The organism is Nonomuraea sp. NPDC048882 (genome assembly GCF_040649755.1).
GTDB classification, from domain to species: Bacteria; Actinomycetota; Actinomycetes; order Streptosporangiales; family Streptosporangiaceae; genus Nonomuraea; species Nonomuraea maheshkhaliensis.
Window position 1 is genome coordinate 20,702 of sequence record NZ_JBEZGB010000017.1, and the last position, 22,153, is coordinate 42,854.

21 protein-coding genes are annotated in these 22,153 nt (G+C 71.2%); 16 read left to right on the forward strand and 5 right to left on the reverse strand.

Annotated features, from left to right (window positions below; all coding sequences use genetic code 11):
* Nucleotides 1-104: 104 nt before the first annotated feature.
* Nucleotides 105-938 (forward strand): MurR/RpiR family transcriptional regulator, encoded by an 834-nt coding sequence (locus tag AB0C27_RS43600; RefSeq protein WP_357857752.1) that lies wholly within the window; start codon nt 105-107, stop codon nt 936-938.
* Here the strand turns inward: AB0C27_RS43600 and AB0C27_RS43605 are convergent.
* Genes AB0C27_RS43605 through AB0C27_RS43615 form a run of 3 tightly spaced genes read right to left on the reverse strand, consistent with a single transcriptional unit; the run spans nt 918 to nt 3,165 of the window.
* Nucleotides 918-1,667, reverse strand: a complete 750-nt coding sequence (locus AB0C27_RS43605) for an ABC transporter permease (protein ID WP_357857755.1) — start codon at nt 1,665-1,667, stop codon at nt 918-920. The two genes, AB0C27_RS43600 and AB0C27_RS43605, sit on opposite strands and share 21 nt — an antisense overlap.
* Nucleotides 1,664-2,617, reverse strand: coding sequence for an ATP-binding cassette domain-containing protein (locus tag AB0C27_RS43610; protein ID WP_357857758.1), 954 nt, complete (start codon nt 2,615-2,617; stop codon nt 1,664-1,666). Before AB0C27_RS43610 ends, AB0C27_RS43605 begins: the two co-directional genes overlap by 4 nt.
* A gap of 17 nt (nt 2,618-2,634) precedes the next feature.
* Complete coding sequence (locus tag AB0C27_RS43615; protein WP_346104767.1) at nt 2,635-3,165, reverse strand: PadR family transcriptional regulator; 531 nt, start codon at nt 3,163-3,165, stop codon at nt 2,635-2,637.
* 55 nt (nt 3,166-3,220) lie between these two features.
* Between AB0C27_RS43615 and AB0C27_RS43620 the strand changes: the two genes are divergently transcribed.
* The 6 genes from AB0C27_RS43620 to AB0C27_RS43645 all read left to right on the forward strand — a co-directional run bounded on the left by AB0C27_RS43620 (nt 3,221) and on the right by AB0C27_RS43645 (nt 9,633).
* Complete coding sequence (locus AB0C27_RS43620; protein WP_357857761.1) at nt 3,221-3,907, forward strand: SDR family oxidoreductase; 687 nt, start codon at nt 3,221-3,223, stop codon at nt 3,905-3,907.
* Nucleotides 3,908-3,939: 32 nt separating this feature from the next.
* Entirely contained in the window at nt 3,940-5,109 is a 1,170-nt protein-coding gene (locus AB0C27_RS43625; protein WP_357857764.1) for an allantoate amidohydrolase, read from the forward strand.
* Entirely contained in the window at nt 5,100-6,533 is a 1,434-nt protein-coding gene (locus tag AB0C27_RS43630) for a formimidoylglutamate deiminase (protein ID WP_357857767.1), read from the forward strand. Before AB0C27_RS43625 ends, AB0C27_RS43630 begins: the two co-directional genes overlap by 10 nt.
* The gene (hutI, locus tag AB0C27_RS43635; RefSeq protein ID WP_357857770.1) at nt 6,530-7,714 is read left to right on the forward strand and encodes an imidazolonepropionase; all 1,185 of its coding nucleotides are present in this window, start codon (nt 6,530-6,532) and stop codon (nt 7,712-7,714) included. Before AB0C27_RS43630 ends, hutI begins: the two co-directional genes overlap by 4 nt.
* Before the next feature lie 66 nt (nt 7,715-7,780).
* A complete protein-coding gene (locus AB0C27_RS43640; RefSeq protein ID WP_106248319.1) occupies nt 7,781-8,722 on the forward strand; it encodes a sigma-70 family RNA polymerase sigma factor in 942 nt (313 codons plus the stop codon).
* Nucleotides 8,723-8,871: 149 nt separating this feature from the next.
* Nucleotides 8,872-9,633, forward strand: a complete 762-nt coding sequence (locus tag AB0C27_RS43645; protein WP_357857773.1) for an MOSC domain-containing protein — start codon at nt 8,872-8,874, stop codon at nt 9,631-9,633.
* A 6-nt stretch (nt 9,634-9,639) separates the two neighbouring features.
* Here the strand turns inward: AB0C27_RS43645 and AB0C27_RS43650 are convergent, their stop codons facing one another.
* Nucleotides 9,640-10,572, reverse strand: coding sequence for an iron-siderophore ABC transporter substrate-binding protein (locus AB0C27_RS43650; protein WP_357857776.1), 933 nt, complete (start codon nt 10,570-10,572; stop codon nt 9,640-9,642).
* Between the two features lie 204 nt (nt 10,573-10,776).
* Between AB0C27_RS43650 and AB0C27_RS43655 the strand changes: the two genes are divergently transcribed.
* From AB0C27_RS43655 to AB0C27_RS43685, 7 genes are all read left to right on the forward strand, one after another.
* The gene (locus AB0C27_RS43655; protein WP_357857779.1) at nt 10,777-12,090 is read left to right on the forward strand and encodes an ammonium transporter; all 1,314 of its coding nucleotides are present in this window, start codon (nt 10,777-10,779) and stop codon (nt 12,088-12,090) included.
* Nucleotides 12,087-12,425 carry a P-II family nitrogen regulator gene (locus AB0C27_RS43660; RefSeq protein WP_020546578.1) on the forward strand — a complete coding sequence of 113 codons (339 nt, stop codon included), beginning with the start codon at nt 12,087-12,089 and terminating at the stop codon, nt 12,423-12,425. The genes AB0C27_RS43655 and AB0C27_RS43660 overlap by 4 nt, the downstream gene beginning before the upstream one ends.
* 121 nt (nt 12,426-12,546) lie before the next feature.
* A complete protein-coding gene (locus AB0C27_RS43665) occupies nt 12,547-14,772 on the forward strand; it encodes a [protein-PII] uridylyltransferase (protein ID WP_357857782.1) in 2,226 nt (741 codons plus the stop codon).
* 222 nt (nt 14,773-14,994) lie between these two features.
* Nucleotides 14,995-18,057, forward strand: coding sequence for a nitrate- and nitrite sensing domain-containing protein (locus AB0C27_RS43670; protein ID WP_357857785.1), 3,063 nt, complete (start codon nt 14,995-14,997; stop codon nt 18,055-18,057).
* A 21-nt stretch (nt 18,058-18,078) separates the two neighbouring features.
* On the forward strand, nt 18,079-18,501 hold the full coding sequence (locus AB0C27_RS43675) for a roadblock/LC7 domain-containing protein (protein ID WP_106248327.1): 423 nt from the start codon (nt 18,079-18,081) through the stop codon (nt 18,499-18,501).
* Between the two features lie 26 nt (nt 18,502-18,527).
* Nucleotides 18,528-18,890, forward strand: coding sequence for a DUF742 domain-containing protein (locus AB0C27_RS43680; RefSeq protein ID WP_106248329.1), 363 nt, complete (start codon nt 18,528-18,530; stop codon nt 18,888-18,890).
* Nucleotides 18,871-19,449: an ATP/GTP-binding protein gene (locus tag AB0C27_RS43685; RefSeq protein ID WP_346104744.1), complete on the forward strand. Its 579-nt coding sequence runs from the start codon at nt 18,871-18,873 to the stop codon at nt 19,447-19,449. Before AB0C27_RS43680 ends, AB0C27_RS43685 begins: the two co-directional genes overlap by 20 nt.
* A gap of 47 nt (nt 19,450-19,496) precedes the next feature.
* Here AB0C27_RS43685 and AB0C27_RS43690 read toward each other — a convergent pair whose 3' ends face one another.
* Complete coding sequence (locus tag AB0C27_RS43690; RefSeq protein ID WP_357857790.1) at nt 19,497-20,267, reverse strand: TetR/AcrR family transcriptional regulator; 771 nt, start codon at nt 20,265-20,267, stop codon at nt 19,497-19,499.
* An 80-nt stretch (nt 20,268-20,347) separates the two neighbouring features.
* Between AB0C27_RS43690 and AB0C27_RS43695 the strand changes: the two genes are divergently transcribed.
* On the forward strand, nt 20,348-21,295 hold the full coding sequence (locus AB0C27_RS43695; protein ID WP_357857792.1) for an ATP-binding cassette domain-containing protein: 948 nt from the start codon (nt 20,348-20,350) through the stop codon (nt 21,293-21,295).
* 62 nt (nt 21,296-21,357) lie between these two features.
* Nucleotides 21,358-22,152 (forward strand): ABC transporter permease, encoded by a 795-nt coding sequence (locus AB0C27_RS43700; protein WP_357858107.1) that lies wholly within the window; start codon nt 21,358-21,360, stop codon nt 22,150-22,152.
* The last annotated feature ends 1 nt before the right edge of the window (nt 22,153 follow it).

Below are 22,153 nucleotides of genomic sequence, written 5' to 3' on the forward strand. Positions count from 1 at the left end.
CGGGTTAGTCTCTGCTGTGAATGGGTTCATTCACAGCAGAGACCGCTTCCGGTCGTCACCGGTGTGAGGGATGAGAATGCCGGGTCGGCGGTGTTGGAGGTGACGTGGCGGACGGATATCACGGCGGGCTGAGCGTGCTCCTCGACGGCCGGAGGCTGTCGCCCGTGCAGCGCAGGATCGCCCACTACCTGAGCGAAAACCTGGACGAGGCCATCTTCCTGTCCAGCGTGGAGCTGGCCGACCGGGCCGGGGTCAGCCAGCCCTCGGTGACCAGGTTCGCCATGGTGCTGGGGTTCGCCGGATATCCCGAGCTGCGCCAGGCGCTGCGGCCGCTGGTGCTGGGCGGCGGCGTGGAGGCGCCGCAGGAGAGCCTGCTGCGCGGCGCCATCGACTGCGAGATCCGCAACCTGGCCCTGGTCAGGGAGCGGCTGGCGGCGTTGCCGCTGAAGGAGCTGGGCGAACACCTGGCCGCGACCGAGCCGCTGCCCGTGCTGGGGCTGCGGGTCTCGTGCGGCCTCGCCACCACCTTCGCCTACTACGCCCGCCGCATCCATCCCGACGTGCGGCTGCTCACCCACGGCGGCTCCGAGCTGGCCGAGGGGCTGCACGCGGCCCGGCGGGCCGGAGCCGAGTGGGTGGTGGCCGTGGTGCTGCCGCGCTATCCGGCAGAAGCGCTGCGGGCGCTGGAATACGCGGAGAAGCTGGGCCTGCGCGTGGCCGCCATCACCGACAGGCCCGACTTCCCGGCCGAGATCGTGCTCGACGCGCCCGTGGGCGACCGGCTCGTGTTCGACTCGCACGCCGCGCCGCTGGCCCTGGCCATGGCCCTGGTGGAGGCCATGGCCGACGCCGCGCCGCTGCGTACGCGGGCCAGGCTCGAAGAATATGAGCGGATGGCCGACGAGACCGGCACGTTCCTAACCGGCGATCTTGCCTAGCGACCGCATCGACCACATCGTCGTGAGCACCGCCAGCGCGATGAACAGCCCGAACGCGATCGGGATCGACGCATCACCCAGCCGCCCGTCGAACAGCGCCCGCCCCGCCTCGACGGCGTGGTAGAGCGGGTTGACCGGGGCCAGGAACTTCATCCAGTCGGGCGCGAACGAGATCGGCACGAACAGCCCGGCCAGCAGCATGATCGGCAACATGAACAGGTTGAGCGTCTGCGACATGCCGTTCTCGTCGCGCACGGTCAGCGCCAGCCCCTGCGACAGCCCCGAGGCGAACAGCCCGGTCGCGGCCATGAGCAGCAGCACCAGCACCAGCTCGACGGCTCCGATGCGCACCCCCATGGCGATGGCCACGATCAGCACCAGGACGGCCTGGAGGACCAGCACGACCATGTCCTTGGCCACCCGCCCGAGCACGATCGCCGGCCGCCAGGCGGGGCTGACGGCGTAACGTTCGAGCGAGCCGTTGCGCAGCTCGGCGATCAGCCCGAACCCGGAGAAGAGCGAGCCGAACACGGCGATCATCATCATGGACGCCGGGGTGAACATGCGCAGCGCGTCCACCGTGGTGCCGCCCGGCGTCAGCGACTTCAGCAGCGGCGCGAACATGAGCAGGTAGAGCACCGGCTGCATGAGGCCGAACAGCGGCCAGATCGGGTTGCTGAAGGACTTCTTCAGCTCGTAGCCGGTGAACAAGGCGGTGTGGCGGATCATACGGCGGCTCCCGCGTCACGAAGGGATCGGCCGGTCTTGGCCAGGAAGACGTCATCGAGGGTGGAGCGGTCGAGCGCGATCGAGGTCAGGCCCAGGCCCCGCTCCTCCAGCGCCCGCAGCAGGGCGGGCAGCGTGTGCTCGCCGTCGTCCACGTAGACGCGCAGCAGGTCGTCGTCCACGCGGGTCTCGCGGGCCAGCGGCTTGAGCGTCTCCGCCGCGCGTTCCGGCTCGCTCACCCTGAGCGTGATCACGTCGCCGGAGACCTCCCGCTTGAGCGCGGACGGCGTGCCCTCGGCCACGACCGTGCCGTGGTCCACGATCATCAGCCGGTCGCACAGCGCGTCGGCCTCGTCGAGGTAGTGGGTGCTGAGCAGCACGCTCGTGCCCGCCTCGCGCAACTGCCTGATCCGGTCCCAGAGGTTGGCCCGGTTTTGAGGGTCGAGGCCCGTGGTGGGCTCGTCGAGGAAGAGCAGCGGCGGGTTGTGCACGAGCCCGATCGCGATGGCCACCCGCCGCTTCTGGCCGCCCGACAACGTACGGCCGGGGCGGTCGGCCAGCTCGGTCAGCTCGAAACGGTCGAGCACCTCGGCGGTGGCCCGCGCCGGATCGGCCATGGCGTGGATCCTGGCGGCCATCATGATCTGCGCCCGCGCGCTCGTGGTGTCCTCCACCCCGCCGGCCTGGCTCACATAACCGAGGTTGCGCCGGACCTGCGCGGGCTCCTTGAGCAGGTCGTGGCCCGCGATCGTGGCGGTGCCCGCGTCGGGGGCGATCAGCGTGGACAAGATCCTGATCGTGGTGGTCTTGCCCGCGCCGTTGGGCCCGAGCACGCCGAAGATCTCGCCCTTGGCCACGTCGAGGTCCACGCCGCGCACGGCCTCGACGGTCTGGGCGCCCTTTCTGCTTCTCGTGGTGAACGTCTTGCGCAGGCCCTCTGCCTGAATGATCATCGGGGCGGTCAGCTCCTTCATGGCAACTCGTCGGCCTCGATCCTCGGGATCGCCTTCTCCACCCAGTCGAGCTGGGCCTGGAGCATGGCCCGCTGCAGGCCGAGGTTCTCGTTGACGTGCTCGGGGGCGCCGTGGGCGACTTTCACGCCGCTCATGTGTCCCATGGTGTCGACGTACATCCGAAGCTGGGACATCCTGCCACGCAGCGCCGTCAATATCTCCTGCTTTTCCAGCCGGTCCATGAACGTCATGGCCACCTGGAACGGGTCGACGATGGGCTTGAGCTCGTGCCACGCCTTGAGCAGCATCCGGTGGAACTCCTCGCGGCCGAGGTCGGTGAGGGCGTAGACGACCTTGCCGCCCTTGCCCGCCTCGACGACCTCCAGCAGGCCCTCGTCGGCCATCTTGCTCAGGCCGTGGTAGATCGAGCCGAACGCCACGTTGGTCCAGGATTCGATGCCCATGACCTCCAGGCGGCGGCGGACCCCGTAGCCGTTCATGGGGCCGTCCAGCAATGCGCCGAGGATCAGGATCCGGGTCGATGACATGTATTCAAGTTTGTATGCAAACTTGAATAGGCGTCAAGGTCAATAAGCTGCCTCCATGAGTGAACGACCGACGGCGCTGGTCACAGGCGCCTCCCGGGGTGTCGGCGCCGCCGTCGCCAGGGCGCTGGCCCCGACCCACGACGTCATCCTGGGCGGGCGCGACGAGCGGGCGCTGGCCGCGCTGGCGGCCGGACTGCCGGGAGCGCGCCCCTGGCCGGTGGAGCTGACCCGGGTCACCGCGGCCGACGTGGCCGGCATCGAGCGGCTCGACGTGCTGGTGCACAGCGCCGGGATGAGCCGGCTCGGCCGGATCGCCGACCAGGGCGCCGACGTCTGGCGGCAGACCATGGAGGTGAACGTGATCGCGGTCGCCGAGCTGACCAGGCTGCTGCTGCCCGCGCTGCGGCGGGCCGGCGGCCACGTCGTCTGCGTCAACTCCGGCTCCGGTCAGCGGGCCAACCCTCACTGGGCGTCCTACGCGGCCAGCAAGTTCGCGCTGAAGGCGTTCGCCGACACGTTGCGGCTGGAGGAGCCGGAGCTGCGGGTCACCACCGTCTATCCGGGGCGGACGGCCACCGACATGCAGCGGGAGGTGCGGGCGTACGAGGGCGGCGCGTTCGAGCCGGAGAAGTATCTCGAACCGGAGACCGTGGCGCGGGCGCTGCTCGCGGCCGTCATGGCCGGACCCGACGCCCACCTTACCGAGCTGACCCTGCGGCCCCGAGGGGGTCCCGTCAACTGAGGTGAATGGATCCATTCACTATGGTGGGGTCCATGCTTGAACGACTCGCCCCCATTGGCAGAGATCCCGAGACCGGCGGCTACCTGCGCGACGCCTGGTCGGACGCCGACCTGGAGCTACGCGAGTGGTTCGCGGGCGAGGCCACCAGCAGGGGGCTCGACCTGCGCGAAGACCGCAACGGCAACCTGTGGGCGTGGTGGGGGAGCCCGTCGCGCGAGCGCCCCGGCGTGGTGACGGGCAGCCACCTCGACTCCGTCCGCCAGGGCGGCGCCTATGACGGGCCGCTCGGCGTCGTGTCCGCCTTCGCCGCGCTCGACCTGCTGAAGGAGCGGGCCGTGACGCCCTCGGTGCCCGTGGGCGTGGCCTGCTTCACCGACGAGGAGGGCGCCAGGTTCGGCGTGCCGTGCATGGGCTCGCGGCTGCTCACCGGCGCGCTCTCCCCCGACCGCGCGCTCGGGCTCACCGACGACGACGGCGACACCCTGGCAGATGTGCTGCGCCGGGCCGGGCGCGAACCCCACGAGACCGGCCGCGACGACGAGACGCTGGCCACCGTCGGCACCTTCGTGGAGCTCCACGTCGAGCAGGGCCGCGGGCTCGTGACCGAGGGCCGCCCCGTGGGCGTGGCCGGGGCGATCTGGCCGCACGGCCGCTGGCGGCTCGACTTCCGCGGCCGGGCCGACCACGCCGGCACCACCCGGCTGGCCGACCGCGACGACCCGATGCTGCCCTTCGCCCGCATGACGCTGGCCGCCAGGCAGTCGGCTCAGCGGCTCGGCGTGGTGGCCACCGTCGGCAAGGTACGCGTCTCGCCCGGCAGCGCCAACGCCATCCCGGGCCTGGTCAGCGCCTGGCTCGACGCGCGCGGAGCCGACGCCGCGGCCGTGCGCGAGCTGGTCGGCGAGGTGAGCGGCGAGGCGAGCGAGGTGCGCGAGGAGTCCTGGACGCCCGAGGTGGTCTTCGCCGAGGCGCTGCGCGACCGGCTGGCCCGGGTGGCCGGGGGCGACACGCCCGCGCCCATCCTGCCGACCGGCGCCGGGCACGACGCCGGAATCCTCGCGGCGGCGGGTGTCCCGAGCGCCATGTTGTTCGTCAGGAACCCCACCGGCGTGTCCCACTCACCCGGAGAGCACGCCGAGCGGGCAGACTGCGAGGCGGGAGTGGTGGCACTCGCGGATGTGCTGGAGGATCTGTGTCGCTGACCTACTGGTGCGAGCGGGCCTGGCTGCCCGATGGGGTCGCCGGCGACGTGCTCGTGGAGATCGACGGCGCCAGGATCACCCGCATCGAGCAGGGCCCGCCCGGCGACGCCGAGCGGCTGCCTGGGCTGACCGTCCCCGGCCTGGCCAACGCCCACTCCCACGCCTTCCACCGCGCGCTGCGCGGCGTCACCCAGGAGGGCAAGGGCGACTTCTGGACCTGGCGCGAGCGGATGTACGAGGTGGCCGCCCGGCTCGACCCCGAGTCCTACCTGCGCCTGGCCACCGCGGTCTACGCCGAGATGGCCCTTTCCGGAGTGACGTGCGTGGGCGAGTTCCACTATCTGCACCACGACCGTGACGGGCGGCCGTACGAGGACGACGACAACGCGATGGGCCACGCCCTCGTGCGCGCCGCCCGCGCCGCCGGGCTGCGCATCGCGCTGCTCGACACCTGCTACGTGTCGGGCGGCATCGGCGCCCCGCTGGCCGGCCCGCAACTGCGCTTCAGCGACGGCGACGCCGAGCACTGGGCGGTCAGGGCCGAACGGCTGGAGGCCGCCTACGGCGGGCAGCCCGACGTCGAGATCGGCGCCGCCATCCACTCCGTGCGGGCGGTGCCGCCCGAGCAGATGCAGGTCGTGGCCGAGTTCTCCCACCGCCATGCCGCGCCCCTGCACATGCACGTCTCCGAGCAGCGGGCCGAGAACGCCGCCTGCGTCGAGCGCTACGCCGCCACGCCCGTCCAGGTCCTGCACGAACGGCGGGCGCTGGGGCCGCGCTCGACCGCGGTGCACGCCACCCACCTGACCGACGTGGACATCGAGCTGCTCGCGCAGTCGGGCACCTACATCTGCATGTGCCCCACCACCGAACGCGACCTCGCCGACGGCATCGGCCCGGCCAGGACGGCGGCCGACCGGGGCGCGCGCATCACGCTCGGCTCCGACAGCCACGCCGTGATCGACCTGTTCGAGGAGGCCAGGGCGGTCGAGCTGAACGAGCGGCTGGCCAGCGAGCGACGCGGGCACTGGCGCGCCGCCGACCTGCTGCGCTCCGCCACGGTCGAGGGGCACACCTCGCTCGGCTTCCCCGACGCGGGCCTGCTCGTGCCCGGCGCGTGGGCGGACCTGGTGACGCTGCGGCTCGACTCCGTACGCACGGCCGGCGCTCCCGACCTGGAGGCCGTGGTGTTCGCGGCCACGGCGGCCGACGTGCACTCGGTGGTCTCCGGCGGGCGCCGCGTGGTGACCGACGGCCGCCACGTGCTCGGCGACGTGGGCCGCATGCTGATCCGGGCGATCGGGGCGGTGACAGGACCCGAGACGGGGGCCGCGACAGGGCCTGTGACAGGAACGACGACGGGAACGACGACGGGGACGGCGTCAGGGGCGGAGACAGGCGCGGCGATGGGAGAGCGGCGATGACCACGACGCTGATCGACGGGATCGGGCTGCTCTACACCGGCGACCCCGAGCGCGAGGAGATCCCCGGCGCCGCGCTCGTCGTCGAGGACGGCCTGGTCGCCTGGACCGGCCCCGCCGCCGAGGCTCCCGACGCCGACGTGCGGGTGGACGCCGGTGGGCGGGCCGTCATCCCCGGGTTCGTCGACAGCCACGCGCACCTCGTCTTCGCCGGTGACCGGACGGCCGAGTTCCAGGCGCGCATGTCGGGGGAGGCGTACACGGGGGGCGGCATCAGGACCACGGTCGCGGCCACCCGCCGGGCGAGCGAGGCCGAGCTGGCCACCCGCGCGCGGGCCCTGGTCGGCGAGATGCTCGCCCAGGGCACCACCACCGTGGAGATCAAGAGCGGCTACGGGCTGTCCGTCGAGCACGAGCGGCGCTCGCTGGAGATCGCCACCGGGCTGACCGACGAGACCACCTTCCTCGGGGCCCACGTGGTGCCGGCCGGCATGGACACCGACTCCTACGTGCGGCTCGTGGCCGGGGAGATGCTCGAAGCGTGCGCGCCCTACGCGAAGTGGGTGGACGTGTTCTGCGAGCGCGGGGCCTTCGACGGGGACCAGACGCGCGAGATCCTCACGGCCGGGCGCAAGGCCGGGCTCGGGGTGCGCGTGCACGCCAACCAGCTGACGGAAGGGCCTGGGGTGCGGCTGGCCTGCGAGTTGGGGGCGGCCTCCGCCGACCACTGCACCCACCTGACAACGGCCGACGTGGACGCGCTGGCCTCCTCGGGGACGGTGGCGACGCTGCTGCCGGGGGCCGAGTTCTCCACCCGCTCGCCGTACCCCGACGCGCGGCGGCTCATCGACGCGGGCGCGACCGTGGCGCTGGCGACCGACTGCAACCCTGGCTCGTCGTTCACCTCGTCGATGGCGTTCTGCGTGGCGCTGGCCGTGCGCGAGATGCGGATGACGCCGCTGGAGGCGATCAGGGCGGCGACGTACGGCGGGGCACGCGCGCTGCGCCGTAGGGACGTAGGCTGGTTGCGGCGCGGGGCCCGTGCGGACCTCGTCGTCCTCGACGCTCCCTCCTACGTGCACCTGGCCTACCGGCCCGGCGTTCCCCTCGTTCACCAGGTGTTTCACCGTGGTCTCCTCCTTGAGGAGGACATCCAGAACCATCCCGCAGACGTAGTGCTTTAGGGAATCTTTGCCCCTGCCCGGACGTTGGCCGGGTAAGTATGCAGCTGCGGAACGAGGTGCCTGGGGATGGCAAGGCCTACGGGGAGTCGCACGCAGGAGCAGCACGTCGCTGATCGCGATCTGCTGGGGACATATCTGGCCGAGATCGGCCGGGTCCCGCTGCTCACGGCTGAGGAAGAGGTGGAGCTCGCCAAGCGGATCGAGGCGGGCCTGTTCGCCGAACAGCTGCTCGACAGCGGGGGCACGGAGCCGCGCATCGGGGACGCGGCCGACGAGGAGCTGGAGCGGCTGGCCATCTCGGGCCAGCGGGCGAAAGACGAGTTCATCCAGGCCAACCTGCGCCTGGTCGTGGCGGTGGCCAGGAAATACTCCGGCCGGGGGATGCCGCTGATCGACCTGGTCCAGGAGGGAAACCTGGGGCTGGTCCGGGCGGTGGAGAAGTTCGACTACCGGCGGGGATACAAGTTCTCCACCTACGCCACGTGGTGGATCAGGCAGTCGGTGGGCCGGGCCATTCACGAGCAGGCCCGTCCCGTACGCCTGCCGACCCACGCCGGCGAGCAGATGACCCGGCTGATGCGGGTGCGGCGCGACATCCTGGCGGAGTTCGACGCCGAGCCGACCGACGACGATCTCGCCGAGATCCTCGACCTGCCCATCGAGCGGGTGCGTGAGCTGCGGCGCTGGGCCTCCGACCCGGTCTCGCTGCAACTCGGCGTCGGCGACGAGGACGAGACCGAGCTCGGCGACATGATCGCCGACGAGACCTGGGCCGACCCCGAGCAGCAGGCCATCGACATTCTGGAGCGGGAGCGGCTGGACCAGTGGCTCACCGGGCTCGAAGGGGTCACCAGCGAGATGCTGCGCTGGCGTTACGGGCTGGTCGACGGGCGCGAGCACACGCTGACCGAGGTGGGTGAGCGTTACGGCATCGGCCGTGACCGCGCCCGCCGCATCGAACGCGACGCCCTGGCCCGGCTGCGCAAGATGGCCACCGCGGCCGCCTAGACCGCTCGCGGTTCCGGGGGGAGCCGTGCGGAGGTTCGGGGGGTGGGCCGCCAGGGCCCGGGGGCGTCAGGTTCGGGGCGTCAGGTTCGGGGTGGGTCAGGTTTTGCGGGTGATCCGCGACTTTCCGGGCGGGTCGTAAGCTCTCGGGCATGCATGTCGAGACGTTGCGCCGCTATCCGGTCAAGTCGATGCTGGGGGAAGAGCTCGCCGAGAGCGCGGTGAGCGAGCGGGGGTTCGCGGGAGACCGGGCTCGGGCGGTGCTCGACGTCGCCACGGGGAAGATCGCCAGCGCCAAGAACCCCCGCCTCTGGCGCGGGCTGCTGGCGATCGAGGGCGCGCGGGCGCCGGGTGACGCGGAGCTGTCGGAGCTGCTCGGGCGCGAGGTCAGGCTGATCGACGTGCCCCCGGAGGGCGCTCACCTCGAACGGTCGGTGCCCGAACGGGTGCTCGCCGACGGCATCGAGGCCGAGGTGCCCTACACCACGACCGTGCTCGGCTCGGGCTCGCCCGAGGGCACGTTCTTCGACTTCGCGCCGATCCATCTGATCACCACCTCCACCGTCGAGCGGATCGGCGCGCTCGGCCCGCGCGGGCACGTCGAGGCGCTGCGCTACCGGCCCAACCTGGTGATCGCGACGGAGCCGGACGGCTTCGTGGAGAACGACTGGGCCGGGCGCGAGCTGCACGTCGGCGCGGAGGTGGTGCTGCACGTGATCGTGGCCAGCCCGCGCTGCGCCGTGCCGACGCTGGCGCACGGGTCGCTGGAGCGCGACGCCGACGCCCTGCGCACCGTGGCCAGGCACAACCGGGTCACGGTCTTCGACCTGGAGAACCAGGCCTGCGCGGGCGTCTACGCGCGAGTGCTCCGCCCCGGCCTGATCAGGAAGGGCGATCCGGTACGTCTCGCGTGACCGGCGTCACTTCGCGAGCGGCGCCAGGTACTTGTCCAGGTCGTCCAGGATCTTGCCGGCGGCCGTGACGCCGATCCCGGTCATCCAGATCTCGTCGTCCACGTTGTGCGCGTTGCCCGACTTGACCGCCTCCAGGTTCTTCCACAGCGGCCCCGCGGTGACGGTGGCCTGCGACTTGGCCGCCGCCTCCCCGTACGCGGTGTAGAAGACCGCGTCGGCATCGGCCTTGGCGATGTTCTCCTGGCTCAGCTTGCCGAAGCGCTTGTCGTCCTGGTCGGCCAGCTGCTGCGCCTCGGGCCTCGGGATGCCGGCGTCGCCCACCACGATGCCGCTGAACGACTCGGGGCCGTACATGCGGATCTCGGTCGGCATGAACCGCACGATGCTGACCTTCAGCTTCGAGAACTTGGCGCCCACCTCCTTGGCCCGCGTCTCGTACGCGGACAGCAACTGCTGGGCCTGCTCCTTCTTGCCCAGCGCCTCGGCGTCGAGCAGGAAGTTGTCCTTCCAGGTGATGCCGACCCGCTCGGTGAACACGGTGGGGGCGATCTTGGCGAGCTTGTCGTAGAAGGCGGCCTGGCGGAACTTGCTGCCCAGGATGAGGTCCGGCTTGAGCGCCATGATGGCCTCGATGTTGAGCTGCTGCAGCGTGCCCACGGGCTTGGTGTCCGCCAGCGCCGGGCCGAGGTATTCGGGCCAGGTCTGGTTCTCCTGGGCCTGCGCCGCGCCGACGGGGGAGAGACCGAGCGAGACCATCGTGTCGAGCTTGTCGGTGTCGAGGACGATGACCCGTTTCGGCGTCATGGGCACCTTGGTCTCACCCATGGCGTGCTTGACGGTACGGGTGGGCCCCGCTTCCTGGGACGCGGTGGTGCCGCTCCCGCATGCGGTGAGGACTAACACGGGCAGCATGGCAGCGACGGCCAGGCGAAGGCGCATGGGCATTCCTTGATCGTTAGGTTAGGCAATCCTAAGTATGACATGTCCGATTCAGTGTTACCCAAATGCGCGGAGTGAGATGTCCGAAACCTAGTCGAAACACCCGTGTGGCGAGATTCACAGATGTGAAACACGCCTGGTCGAGCCACGAAACCCCGGCCGAACACGCTGTGGCCACACGTCACATGTAAGGAGGGTCGCGTCGTGAAGATCGATAGCGGCACGACTGCCTGGATGCTCGCGGCCACCGCGTTGGTGCTGTTGATGACTCCGGGCCTCGCGTTCTTCTACGGGGGCATGACCAGGGCCAAGAGTGTCCTGAACATGATGATGATGTCGTTCGGCGCCATCGTCACCGTAACCATCACCTGGATGCTCTTCGGGCACTCCCTGGCCTTCACCGACAACCCCAGCTCAGCACTCAACAACTTCGTCGGCGGCTTCGACGCGCTCGGCCTGCAGAGCCTGGTGGAGACCGCGACGAAGGACGACGGCACCGGCATGCCGAGTCTCGTCTTCTCGGCCTTCCAGATGACGTTCGCCATCATCACGGTCGCCCTGATCAGCGGTGCCATCGCCGACCGGGCGAAGTTCGGCGCGTGGATGCTGTTCAGCGTGATCTGGGCCACGGTCGTCTACTTCCCCGTCGCCCACTGGGTGTGGGGCACCGGCTGGCTCAACACCATGGGCATCGAGGACTTCGCGGGCGGCACGGTCGTCCACATCAACGCCGGCGCCGCGGCGCTCGCCCTGGCCCTGGTGCTGGGCAAGCGGCAGGGCTGGCGCAAGGAGCCGATGCGGCCGCACAACCTGACCCTGGTGCTGCTCGGCGCGGCGCTGCTGTGGTTCGGCTGGTTCGGCTTCAACGCCGGCTCCGAGCTGGCCGTGGACGGCACGGCGGGCCTGGCCTTCCTCAACACCCAGGTCGCCACCGCGGTCGCCGTCGGCGCCTGGCTCGTGGTGGAGAAGCTGCGTGACGGCCACGCCACCAGCCTCGGTGCCGCCTCCGGCGCGGTGGCCGGTCTGGTCGCCATCACCCCCGCCTGTGGTTTCGTCGACCCCTGGGCCGCGATGGTCATCGGCCTGCTGGCCGGCGCGATCTGCGCCTACGCCGTGGGCCTGAAGTACAAGCTCGGCTACGACGACTCCCTCGACGTGGTCGGCGTGCACCTGGTCGGCGGCGTTGTTGGTGCCGTCTCCCTCGGCTTCCTGGCCGCCTACCCCTTCCTCGACCAGCAGAGCGAGGGCCTGTTCTACGGCGGCGGCTTCGGCCAGCTCGGCCTTCAGGTGCTCGGCCCCGTCGCGGTCGGCGGTTACTCGTTCATCCTCACATGGGTGATCGGCAAGATCATCGACAAGACGATGGGCTTCCGCATCTCCACCGAGGACGAGGTCACCGGCATCGACATCACCTCGCACGCCGAGACCGGGTATGACCTCGGCACCGTTCACGCCTCCGGCGTGAGCTCCCCCAACGGCCCCGTCACCGCTCCCGCCACGAAGAAGGTGGACGCATGAGGCTCATCACCGCCATCATCAAGCCCTTCAAGCTCGACGACGTGAAGGCCGCGCTCGAACAGTTCGGCATCAAGGGAATGACCGTCAGCGAGGCCAGCGGCTACGGCCGCCAGCGCGGCCACACCGAGGTCTACCGCGGCGCCGAGTACCAGGTGGACCTGGTGCCGAAGGTGCGCCTCGAGGTCCTCGCGGAAGAGGACGACACCGAGGACGTGATCGACGTCATCGTCAAGGCGGCCCACACCGGCAAGATCGGCGACGGCAAGGTCTGGTCCGTTCCGGTCGACACCGTCATCCGTGTGCGCACGGGAGAACGGGGTCCGGAAGCCCTGTGACGTCGGAGACGCGAAGCCCTGACAACGGCGTCAGGGCGGAGCACGACAGGGGTTCCACGACGGATCCGCGGCGATGCCCGGACAAGGGGGTCCGGGCGGAGCTCGGCAAGGGGGCACAGCAGTGAGGGGAGAGGCCCGTTCGTACGCCGCGGCCCGCAAGGAGCGGGGCGCGGACACCGACCGCTGGCTGAAGGATCTCTTCCGCACGGCGAGCGACGGCGAGCACGTCTCGCTCGTCGCCGTCGGCAGCCTGGGAAGGGGTGAGCTGGCACCCGGCAGCGACCTCGACCTCGTGCTGCTGCACAACGGCCGGGCCGACGTGGCCAGGATCGCCGACCGGATCTGGTATCCGATCTGGGACTCCGCGGTCAACCTCGACCACTCCGTACGCACGGTGGACGAGGCCGTGTCGGTGGCCAGGCAGGACCTCAAGGCCGTGCTCGGCCTCATCCAGGCCAGACACGTGGCCGGCGACCCCGACCTGACCAGGAAGGCCAGGGAGTCGGTGCTGGCCGAATGGCGCGCCGACTCCAGGCGCAGGCTCGGCGAGCTGCGCGAGGCGGCCGACAAGCGGGCCCAGGCCAGCGGCGAGCTCGCCTTCCTGCTGGAGCCCGACATCAAGGACGGACGCGGCGGGTTGCGCGACGTCCAGGCGATGCAGGCCGTGGCCGCCGCCTGGGTCGCCTCGGCGCCGGGCCCGCGGGCGCGGGAGGCGTACGAGTTCATCCTCGACGTGCGGCACGCGCTGCACGTCGTCACCGCCCGCGGCACCGACCGGCTGGTCCTCCAGGAGCAGGACGCGGTGGCCGGGCTGCTCGGGCTGCTGGACGCCGAGGCGCTGATGCGCCGCCTGGCCGAGGCCGGCCGCACTGTCTCCCACGCCTTCGACGCCACCTGGCGCACCGTTGACAGGCTGCTGTCAGGACCGGCGCCCCGTGGCCGCCGCCCGCTGGCCGACGGCGTGGTCGAGCACGGCGGCGAGGTGGTGCTGGCCAGGGGCGCCGACCCGCGCAAGGACCCCGTCCTGGTGCTGCGCGCCGCCGCCGCGGCGGCCGACTCCGGGCTGCCGATGGCGCCCGCGACGGTGTCCGTACTCGCAGCTCAGTCGGCTCCGATGCCGGTGCCGTGGCCCGAGGAGGCCCGCGACGCGCTGGTGTCGATCCTCGGCGCGGGCCGCGCCGCCGTGCCCGTGTGGGAGGAGCTCGACCAGGCGGGCATTCTTGTCAAACTGCTTCCTGACTGGGAGCGCGTACGCCACCGCCCCCAGCGCAACCCGATCCATCGCTTCACGGTCGACCGGCACCTGATCGAGGCCGCCGCGAACGCGGCCGGCCACACCCGTGAGGTCTCCCGCCCCGACCTGCTGCTGATCTCCGCGCTGCTGCACGATATCGGCAAGGGCTGGCCCGGTGACCACTCGGCGACCGGCGAGGTCGTGGTCCGCGACATCGCGACCCGGATCGGCCTGCCCGCCCACGACATCGACACGCTCGCCGTCGTCGTCCGCCACCACCTGCTGCTGCCCGAGACCGCCACCCGCAGGGACCTCGACGATCCCGTGACGATCGAGAAGGTCGCCGCCACGGTCGGCACCCGCGAGGTGCTCGACCTGCTGGCCGCGCTGGCGGTCGCCGACGGCAACGCGACCGGTCCCGCCGCCTGGAACGCCTGGAAGGCGGGGCTCGTCGCCGACCTGGTCCGCCGGGTCAGGTCGGTGCTGTCGGGCTCGCCGCCGCCCCAGCCGCCCACCCTCTCGCCCGAGCAGGCCGGGCTGGCCCGCCACGGCGGCGGCGCCGTCCGGGTCAACGGGGGAGCGGTCACGGTCGTCGCCCCCGACCGGGTCGGGCTGCTGTGGAGCGCCGCCGGGGTGCTGTCGGCCCACCGGCTGGTCGTGCGCTCGGCCTCGTCGGCGTCCGCGGGCTCCACGGCGGTGATCGAGTTCTCCGTCATCCCCGAGTACGGCTCTCCGCCCGACCCCGCGACGCTGGAGGCCGATCTCCGGCTCGTCCTTGCCGGCCGTCTTGACATCGAGCAGCGGCTGGCCCGCCGCACCCGCGCGCTCAGGCCGCCCCGCGTACCTGTGGCCCCACCTCGGGTGACACTGGTCGACGACGCCTCCGCGACCGCTACCGTGGTGGAAGTCAGGGCCCATGACAGGCCGGGACTGCTGTGGCGCATTGGACGTGCGTTCGGTGAGTGTGGTCTTGACGTGAGGGCCGCTCGCGTGGAGACTCTCGGCGCGGAGGCGGTGGACGTCTTCTACGTTGTGGACCGCGCTGGTCGCCCCCTCAGCGACGACGCGCAGAGGGCTCAAGTCCGCGATCAAGTCCTGGCCGCACTGCGATAACCAACAACACATCGACTACGGTCACGTTTGTAACGATTGTGTCCGATATGACTGTTAAGTCAGTTGCTGCGGATACCTTGTGGACGGCTTATGGCCCGTGGCGGACGGGACGATTGAGGGGTAGCGGGAGCGGTGACAACGGGGAGTGCGGGAAGCGACCCAGCCACACGAAGGGACCGCGGGCAGCGGTCTCTGCCACGGCTGGGGCTGCGGAATTGGCGCGTGAGATGGCGGCTGACCGCCCTGATCCTGGTGCCCACCATCGCCGGCGTCGTGCTCGGGGGAGCGCGCGTCGTCGGGTCGGTCCAGAGCATCGGCGTCTACGACCGCACGGCCACCGCGGCCGAGCAGGCCGGACGCATCCGTGACCTGGTGCAGGCCATCGGACTCGAGCGCGACACGGGCGGCTGGATCGGCGCGAGCCGCTCGGTGCGCAAGGCCCTGGCCAACCCGTACGCACAGCGCAAGGCGTCCGTCGACACCTTGATCAAGACCGTCAGAGCCGACCTTAACACGATGGACGACTCTTATGGACCCCGTGTGGTCAAGGCGGTCGAACAGGCGAAGTACGACCTGGGCCGGCTCCCCAAGATCAGGACCGAGGGTCAGGTCAACACCATCCGGTACGACTTCCTCACCGACACCCTGCTCAAGCTGCACGACGAGCTGGCCCTGATGTCCGACGACTCCCAGATCGTCGGCCAGTTCCGTGCCCTGAGCGCGCTCGCCTCGGCCAAGGAGGAGATGTCCAAGCAGCGGGTGAAGCTGCTGCAGGCCTCCTACGAGACCAGGCGGGTCGGCGCCAAGGACGTCGAGGAGTTCATCGCCTCCAACGCCCGCCAGCAGCGCGACATCGCCACCGTCGGCGCCGAAGCAGGCGTCGAGGTCGGCCTTGAGCTGTCCAAGGCGCTCACCTCGAACAACGACTACGTCAACGTCCAGCTCACCAAGTCGCGCGCGGTCACGCTGGTCAGCGGCCGGCAGCCGGGCGCCACGATCACCGACAACCTGATCTCCGCCAACGCCGAGCGCGACCAGTGGTTCAAGCAGAACACCAACGCCATCGAGGTGCTGCACGGCATCGAGAAGCAGATGGCGGACAAGGTGAACCTGCGCAGCCAGGAACTGCGCCAGTCCGAGATCCGCAGCGCGATCGTCGCGGGCGCCCTGATCCTCGGGCTGCTGCTGCTCGTCCTGCTGCTCACCGTCGCCATCGCCCGCTCCATGGTCGGCCCGCTGCGCCGGCTGCGCACCGAGGCGCTGGAGGTGGCCGGCTTCCGGCTGCCCGACGTGGTGCACCAGCTGCGCGTCAGCGGTGACTCGGCCGTACGCGACGTGCAGCCGATCGAGGTCGAGGGCAACGACGAGATCGGTGAGGTGGCCAGGGCCTTCGACCAGGTGCACCGGCAGGCCGTACGCCTGGCGGGCGAGGAGGCCGAGCTGCGCAGCAACATCAGCTCGATGTTCGTCAACCTCTCGCGCCGCACGCAGACGCTGGTCGAGCGGCAGATCTCGCTGATCGACGGCCTGGAGAAGGGCGAGCAGGACGGCGGCCGGCTGGCCGACCTGTTCAAGCTCGACCACCTGGCCACCCGCATGCGCCGCAACTCCGAGAACCTCCTGGTCCTGGCCGGGCACGAGGCCACCCGCAGGCGCAGCCAGCCGGCCAAGCTGGTCGACGTCGTCCGCGCCGCGCTGTCGGAGGTCGAGGGCTACGAGCGCGTCCAGGTCAAGGTGCACCGGGCCACCTCCGTGCTCGGCAGCTGCGCCAACGACCTGGTCCACCTCGTCGCCGAGCTGGTCGAGAACGCCATCCAGTTCTCCCCGAGCAACTCCCAGGTCACGGTCACCAGCAGCCTCATCGAAGGCGGCGGCGCGCTGCTGTCCGTCACCGACTCCGGCATCAGCATGACCGAGGACGAGCTGGCCGAGGCCAACCGCCGCCTGGCCGAGCCGCCCGTGGTGGACGTGTCGGTCTCCCGCCGCATGGGCCTGTTCGTGGTCGGCCGCCTGGCGCTGCGCCACGGCATCAGGGTGCAGCTGCGCAAGGGCGACGGCAGCGGTCTGATCGCCATGGTGCTGCTGCCTCCGACGCTGATCGCCGACGGGACGCAGCAGCAGCCGCTGCCGCAGCGGCCGGCGTTCGGCGGCGGCACCGTGCCCGGCCAGCCCGCCGCTTCCGGCACGGGGGCTTCGGGGCCGAACGGGCTGGGCGCGCAGAACGGGACGTTCCGGTCGTTCGCCAGCTTCGACTCCTTCGAGATCGGGCAGGTGCCGCGGCCTGGCGGCTACGACAACGGGCAGCCCAGGACGGGCGGGCTCGACAACGGGCAGCCCAGGCCGGGCGGCTTCGACGGCGGCCAGCCGCGTCGTGGCGCCTTCGAGGCGGGGCCCGCGCCGCGCCCCGGCTCCGCCGACAACGGGCGGCCCCGGCACGCGGCCCCGCCCTCCGGCCAGGGGCCCGCTTCTTTCGACAGCAGCTCCTTCGGCAGCGGCTCGATCGACAGCGGCCCGTACGACAGCGGCCCCGGCAGGACGGGCCCCGGCACGTTCGACACCGGCCCCGCCCGGCGGCCGGGCCCGCGCCAGGACGACAACGCGCAGGGGACGCCAGGGCCCGCGTTCGGCACGTTCGGCTCCGACCCGGGCCGCCCGGGGGCGGGCGGCTTCACCGCCGACACCGACGGCGGCTCTTACCGCAGGCAGCAGGGCACGTTCGACTCAGGAAGCTACCCTTCGTACCCCGGCGCGGGTTCTCCGCGATCTGGTAGTGGCGCGTTCCAGACGCCGCCGCCGGCGCCGTCGTACTCGACGAACGACGTGCGCGGGCCGGGCCGGACTCCGTCGGTCGACATGTCGCCGATGGAGCAGGAGCAGGAGGAGTACCTGCCGATCTTCGCCTCGGTGGAGTCGGCCTGGTTCCGCCGGCCGCCCGCGGAGACGCCGCCCCAACCGGCGGGCACCGGTGAGGCCACACCGGCGCAAGCCGTACCCTCTGGGGAGGAAGCGTGGCGTACGGCCGCGGACGCCGGATGGCGTGCGGCGGCCGCGGCCAGCGAACCGAGTCTCGGCGGCGTCACCGCCGCCGGGCTCCCCAAACGGACCCCGAAAGCCAACCTGGTGCCGGGCACGGCGAGCCGGCCCGCACAGGCGCAGCAGCCCCAGCGGCAGGCTCCCGCGCCCCCGGTCTCAGCCGACCGGATGCGCTCCAGGATGGCCGGCTACCAGCAGGGTGTGCGACGGGCCCGTCAGGAAGTACACGGACAGGAGGAACAGAGTGAGTAAGCGTCCCGCCGGGGAGGATGCGTGACAACCCTTAGCCATGAGGCGCACAAGTTCGACTGGCTGATCACCGACTTCGTGCGTAACACCCCAGGTGTCGCGCACGCCGTCGTCGTCTCGGCCGACGGGCTCTGCCTGGCCGCCTCGGAGGGCTTCCCGCCCGACCGGGCCGACCAGCTCGCCGCGGTCTCCGCGGGTCTGCTGAGCCTGACCGTGGGTGCGTCCAGGGTGTTCGAGGGCGGCGCGGTGACGCAGACCGTCGTCGAGATGCAGCGTGGCCTGCTGCTGGTGATGGCGATCAGCGACGGCTCGGTTCTGACGGTGCTGGCGGGTCCGGATTGTGACATGGGCCTCGTGGCATACCAGATGACGTTGCTGGTAGACAGAGCGGGACAAGCGCTGACACCGGCCCTTCGTGCGGAGCTTCAGGCCGCCAGGTCCCGGTGATGTGATGGAACTGATGGGAGAGGGCCGTGTACGGCACTGACGGCACCGGGGACGAAGAGCCCCTGTTCCGTCCTTACGCGGTGACCGGCGGCCGTTCCGAGCCGCGTTATCACCTCGCCATGGAGACGTTGATCTCGTCCATGTCGATCCCGGACGACGAGATGGCCATGCTCACCCCCGAGCAGGAGGCCATCATGCAGCTGTGCAGGTCGTTCCGGTCGGTCGCCGAGATCTCGGCCCTGCTCCGCGTCCCGCTGGGCGTGGCCCGGGTGCTCGTGGCGGACATGTCCGACGAAGGGCTTGTCCGCCTGCACCAGCCACGCCTCAGCCAGGGACAGCCAGACCTCAACATGCTCGAAAGGGTGCTCAGTGGACTACGCAGGCTCTAGCCCCGGCCTCACGTCGACGAAGATCGTCGTCGCGGGCGGGTTCGGCGTCGGGAAGACGACGTTCGTGGGGGCGGTGTCGGAGATCCTCCCGCTCACCACGGAAGCCGTGATGACCGACGCGTCCGCGGGCATCGACGACCTGGGCATGACGCCGAACAAGCAGACCACGACCGTGGCGATGGACTTCGGCCGCCTGTCGCTCGACCGTGACCTGATCCTCTACCTGTTCGGCACCCCGGGTCAGCACCGGTTCTGGTTCATGTGGGACGACCTCGTCCGCGGCGCGATCGGCGCGGTGGTGCTGCTCGACACGCGCCGCCTGGCCGACAGTTTTCCCGCCATCGACTACTTCGAAGAGGCCAAACTGCCGTTCGTCATCGGGGTCAACGGCTGGGACGGGCAGTTCCCGCACTCCGACGGCGAGGTCAGGGAGGCACTCGCGCTCTCGCCGCACGTGCCGATCGTGCGCACCGACGCGCGCAGCCGCGAGTCGGTCAAGGCGACGCTGATCTCCCTGGTGGAGCACGTCGTACGCCTGCGCGCGGCCCCCGTACGCTAGCCCGCCGCACCGCGCCGGGGCGTGGACGCCGGCCCGCGGTGTCGGCGTCAGGATGAGGTCGCGCGGCGGTTGATCAGGGCCTCGATGCCGTCGAGCACGCGCTCCAGCCCGAACTCGAAGGCGTGCTCGGGGCTGTAGGCGGCGTTGAACGCCTCGCCCGCCGACTGCCCGACCCTGGAGGCCACGGAATAGCGGCCGGCGTCGGCGATGCGGCTGAGGAAGGGCGCGTGCGCGGCCCACCACTGCTCGTCGGTCAGCCCGGTCACGCTCTCCGCCTGCGCGGCCTCCACCGCGCCCCTGGCCGCCCCGTGCACGAAGCCGGTGATCAGCGTGATCACCGAGTCCATCTCCACGTCCGTCAGGCCGATGCCGTCCACGGCGCGCAACTCGTAGTCGTACTTGGCCGTCACGTTGGGCCCGAGCGGCGGGCGGCTGGCCGCCACCTGGAGCAGCCACGGATGGCGCAGGTAGAGGGCCCAGTTCTCCCTGGCGATCCGGTCGAGCGCGCCCCGCCAGTCGCCGGGCACGTGCTCCGGCCTGGCCGTCTCGCCGTACACCGTGTCGAGCATGACGTCGAACAGCTCCGGCTTGCCCGGCACGTACGTGTAGAGCGACATCGTCCCCACGCCCAGCCGCTCGGCCACGCGGCGCATGGACAGCGCCTGGAGGCCCTCGGCGTCGGCCACCTCGATGGCGGCGCGCACGATGCGATCGACGTTCAGCTCCGGCCTGCCCTTGCGGCTGGCCCGCTCGCTGGTGCGCCAGAGCAGCGCCAGGCTGCGCGCCGGGTCGCCTTTTCCGGAGTACTCGACTGTCATCTTCGTACGGTACACCGTACGGTTGCCGTTCTCCACCGTATGGCGTACGGTACATCGTACGCTATCGACGGGAGGCGGCATTGTCAGCGGTATGGGCGCGCGACCTGCGCAAGACGTACGGCGAGCAGGCGGCGCTGGACGGCATCGACCTCGACGTGGGCCAGGGCACGGTGCACGGCCTGCTCGGTCCCAACGGCGCGGGCAAGACCACGACCGTCCGCGTCCTCACCACGCTCCTGCGCCCCACCGGCGGGCGCGCCGAGGTGGCCGGCTTCGACGTGGTCCGGCAGCCCCGCCAGGTACGCCGCAGCATCGGCCTGGTCGGCCAGCACGCCGCGGTGGACGAGATCCTGACCGGCCGGCAGAACCTGGAGTTGTTCGGCCGCCTCTACCACCTGGGCCCCGCCGAGGCGCGGGCCAGGGCGGAGGAACTGCTGGAACGCTTCGGGCTGGAGCACGAGGGGCCGGCCAAGGAGTATTCAGGCGGCATGCGGCGCCGGCTCGACCTCGCGGCAGGCATGATCCTGGCGCCGCCCGTGCTGTTCCTCGACGAGCCCACCACGGGCCTCGACCCGCGCAGCCGCGCGGAGATCTGGCGGGCCGTGCGCGACCTGGTCGCCGGCGGCACCACGGTGCTGCTGACCACCCAGTACCTGGAGGAGGCCGATCACCTCGCCGACCGGATCTCCGTGATCGACGCGGGCCGGGTGGCGGCCGAGGGCACGCCGGACGAGCTCAAGGCCAGGCTCGGCGGCGACCGGCTCGACGTGGTGATCCGCGACCCGGAACGGCTGGCCCAGGCCGCCGAGATCGTCGGCCGCGCGGCGTCAGGGGCTGTAGCAGGGGCGGTGGAGGCCGATCAGGACACGCGGCACGTGAGCGTGCCGGTGCGCGAGCGCGTCCAGGCGCTCACGGAGGTCCTGGTGGCGCTGTCGGCGGCCGGGATCGAGGCCGAGGACGTGGCGGTGCGCCGCCCGACCCTCGACGAGGTCTTCCTGAGCCTGACCGCCGGAGGTGACGGCAGATGAACACGGTCTCGCTCGGAAGGGGAGCGGCGGATGAGGACGATCTCGACGGCGGGCGGTGGCGCATGAGCGCGAGCTCGCTGCGCTGGGCCCTGGTGGACGGCTGGTCGGTGGCCCGCAGGGACCTGATCCACTGGGCGAACCAGCCCATGACGGTGGTGTTCGGGGTGGTCTTCCCCGTGGTCATCACGCTGGCCTTCGGCTACCTGTTCGGCGGCGCGGTGAAGGTGCCCGAAGGGGCCGACTACTTCGCCTTCCTCATGCCCGGCATGTACGGCATGACGATGCTCTTCGGCCTGAGCGCCACCATGATCGCCGTCGCCACGGACGTCTCGAAGGGCGTCACCGACCGCTTCCGCTCCATGCCCATGGCGCCTTCGGCCGTCCTGATCGGCCGGGCCGTCGCCGACCTGCTCAACTCGGTCCTCGTCCTGGCCGGCCTGCTGGCCTGCGGCCTGGCGGTCGGCTGGCGTCCGGCCACGTTCTCCGGCGCGCTCGGCGCGGTGGGCCTGCTGCTGCTCCTGCGTTTCTCGCTGCTGTGGGCCGGGATGTACCTGGGGCTGCTCACCAGGGATCCAGGCGCGGCGGTGGCGGTGCAGACCCTGGAGTTCCCGATCGGCTTCCTGTCCAACGCCTTCGTCGCCCCGGACACGATGCCGGGCTGGCTGGGGGCGGTCGCGGAGTGGAACCCGCTGTCGTCCACGGTGGCGGCGGCCAGGCAGCTGTTCGGCAACCCGGGCTGGGGCGGCGACTCCTGGGTGGCGCAGCACGCGGTGCCGATGGCCGTGGTGTGGCCGCTCGTCATCACGGCGCTGTTCTTCACCCTGTCCGTCCGCCGGTACCAGCGTCTCGACCGGTGAA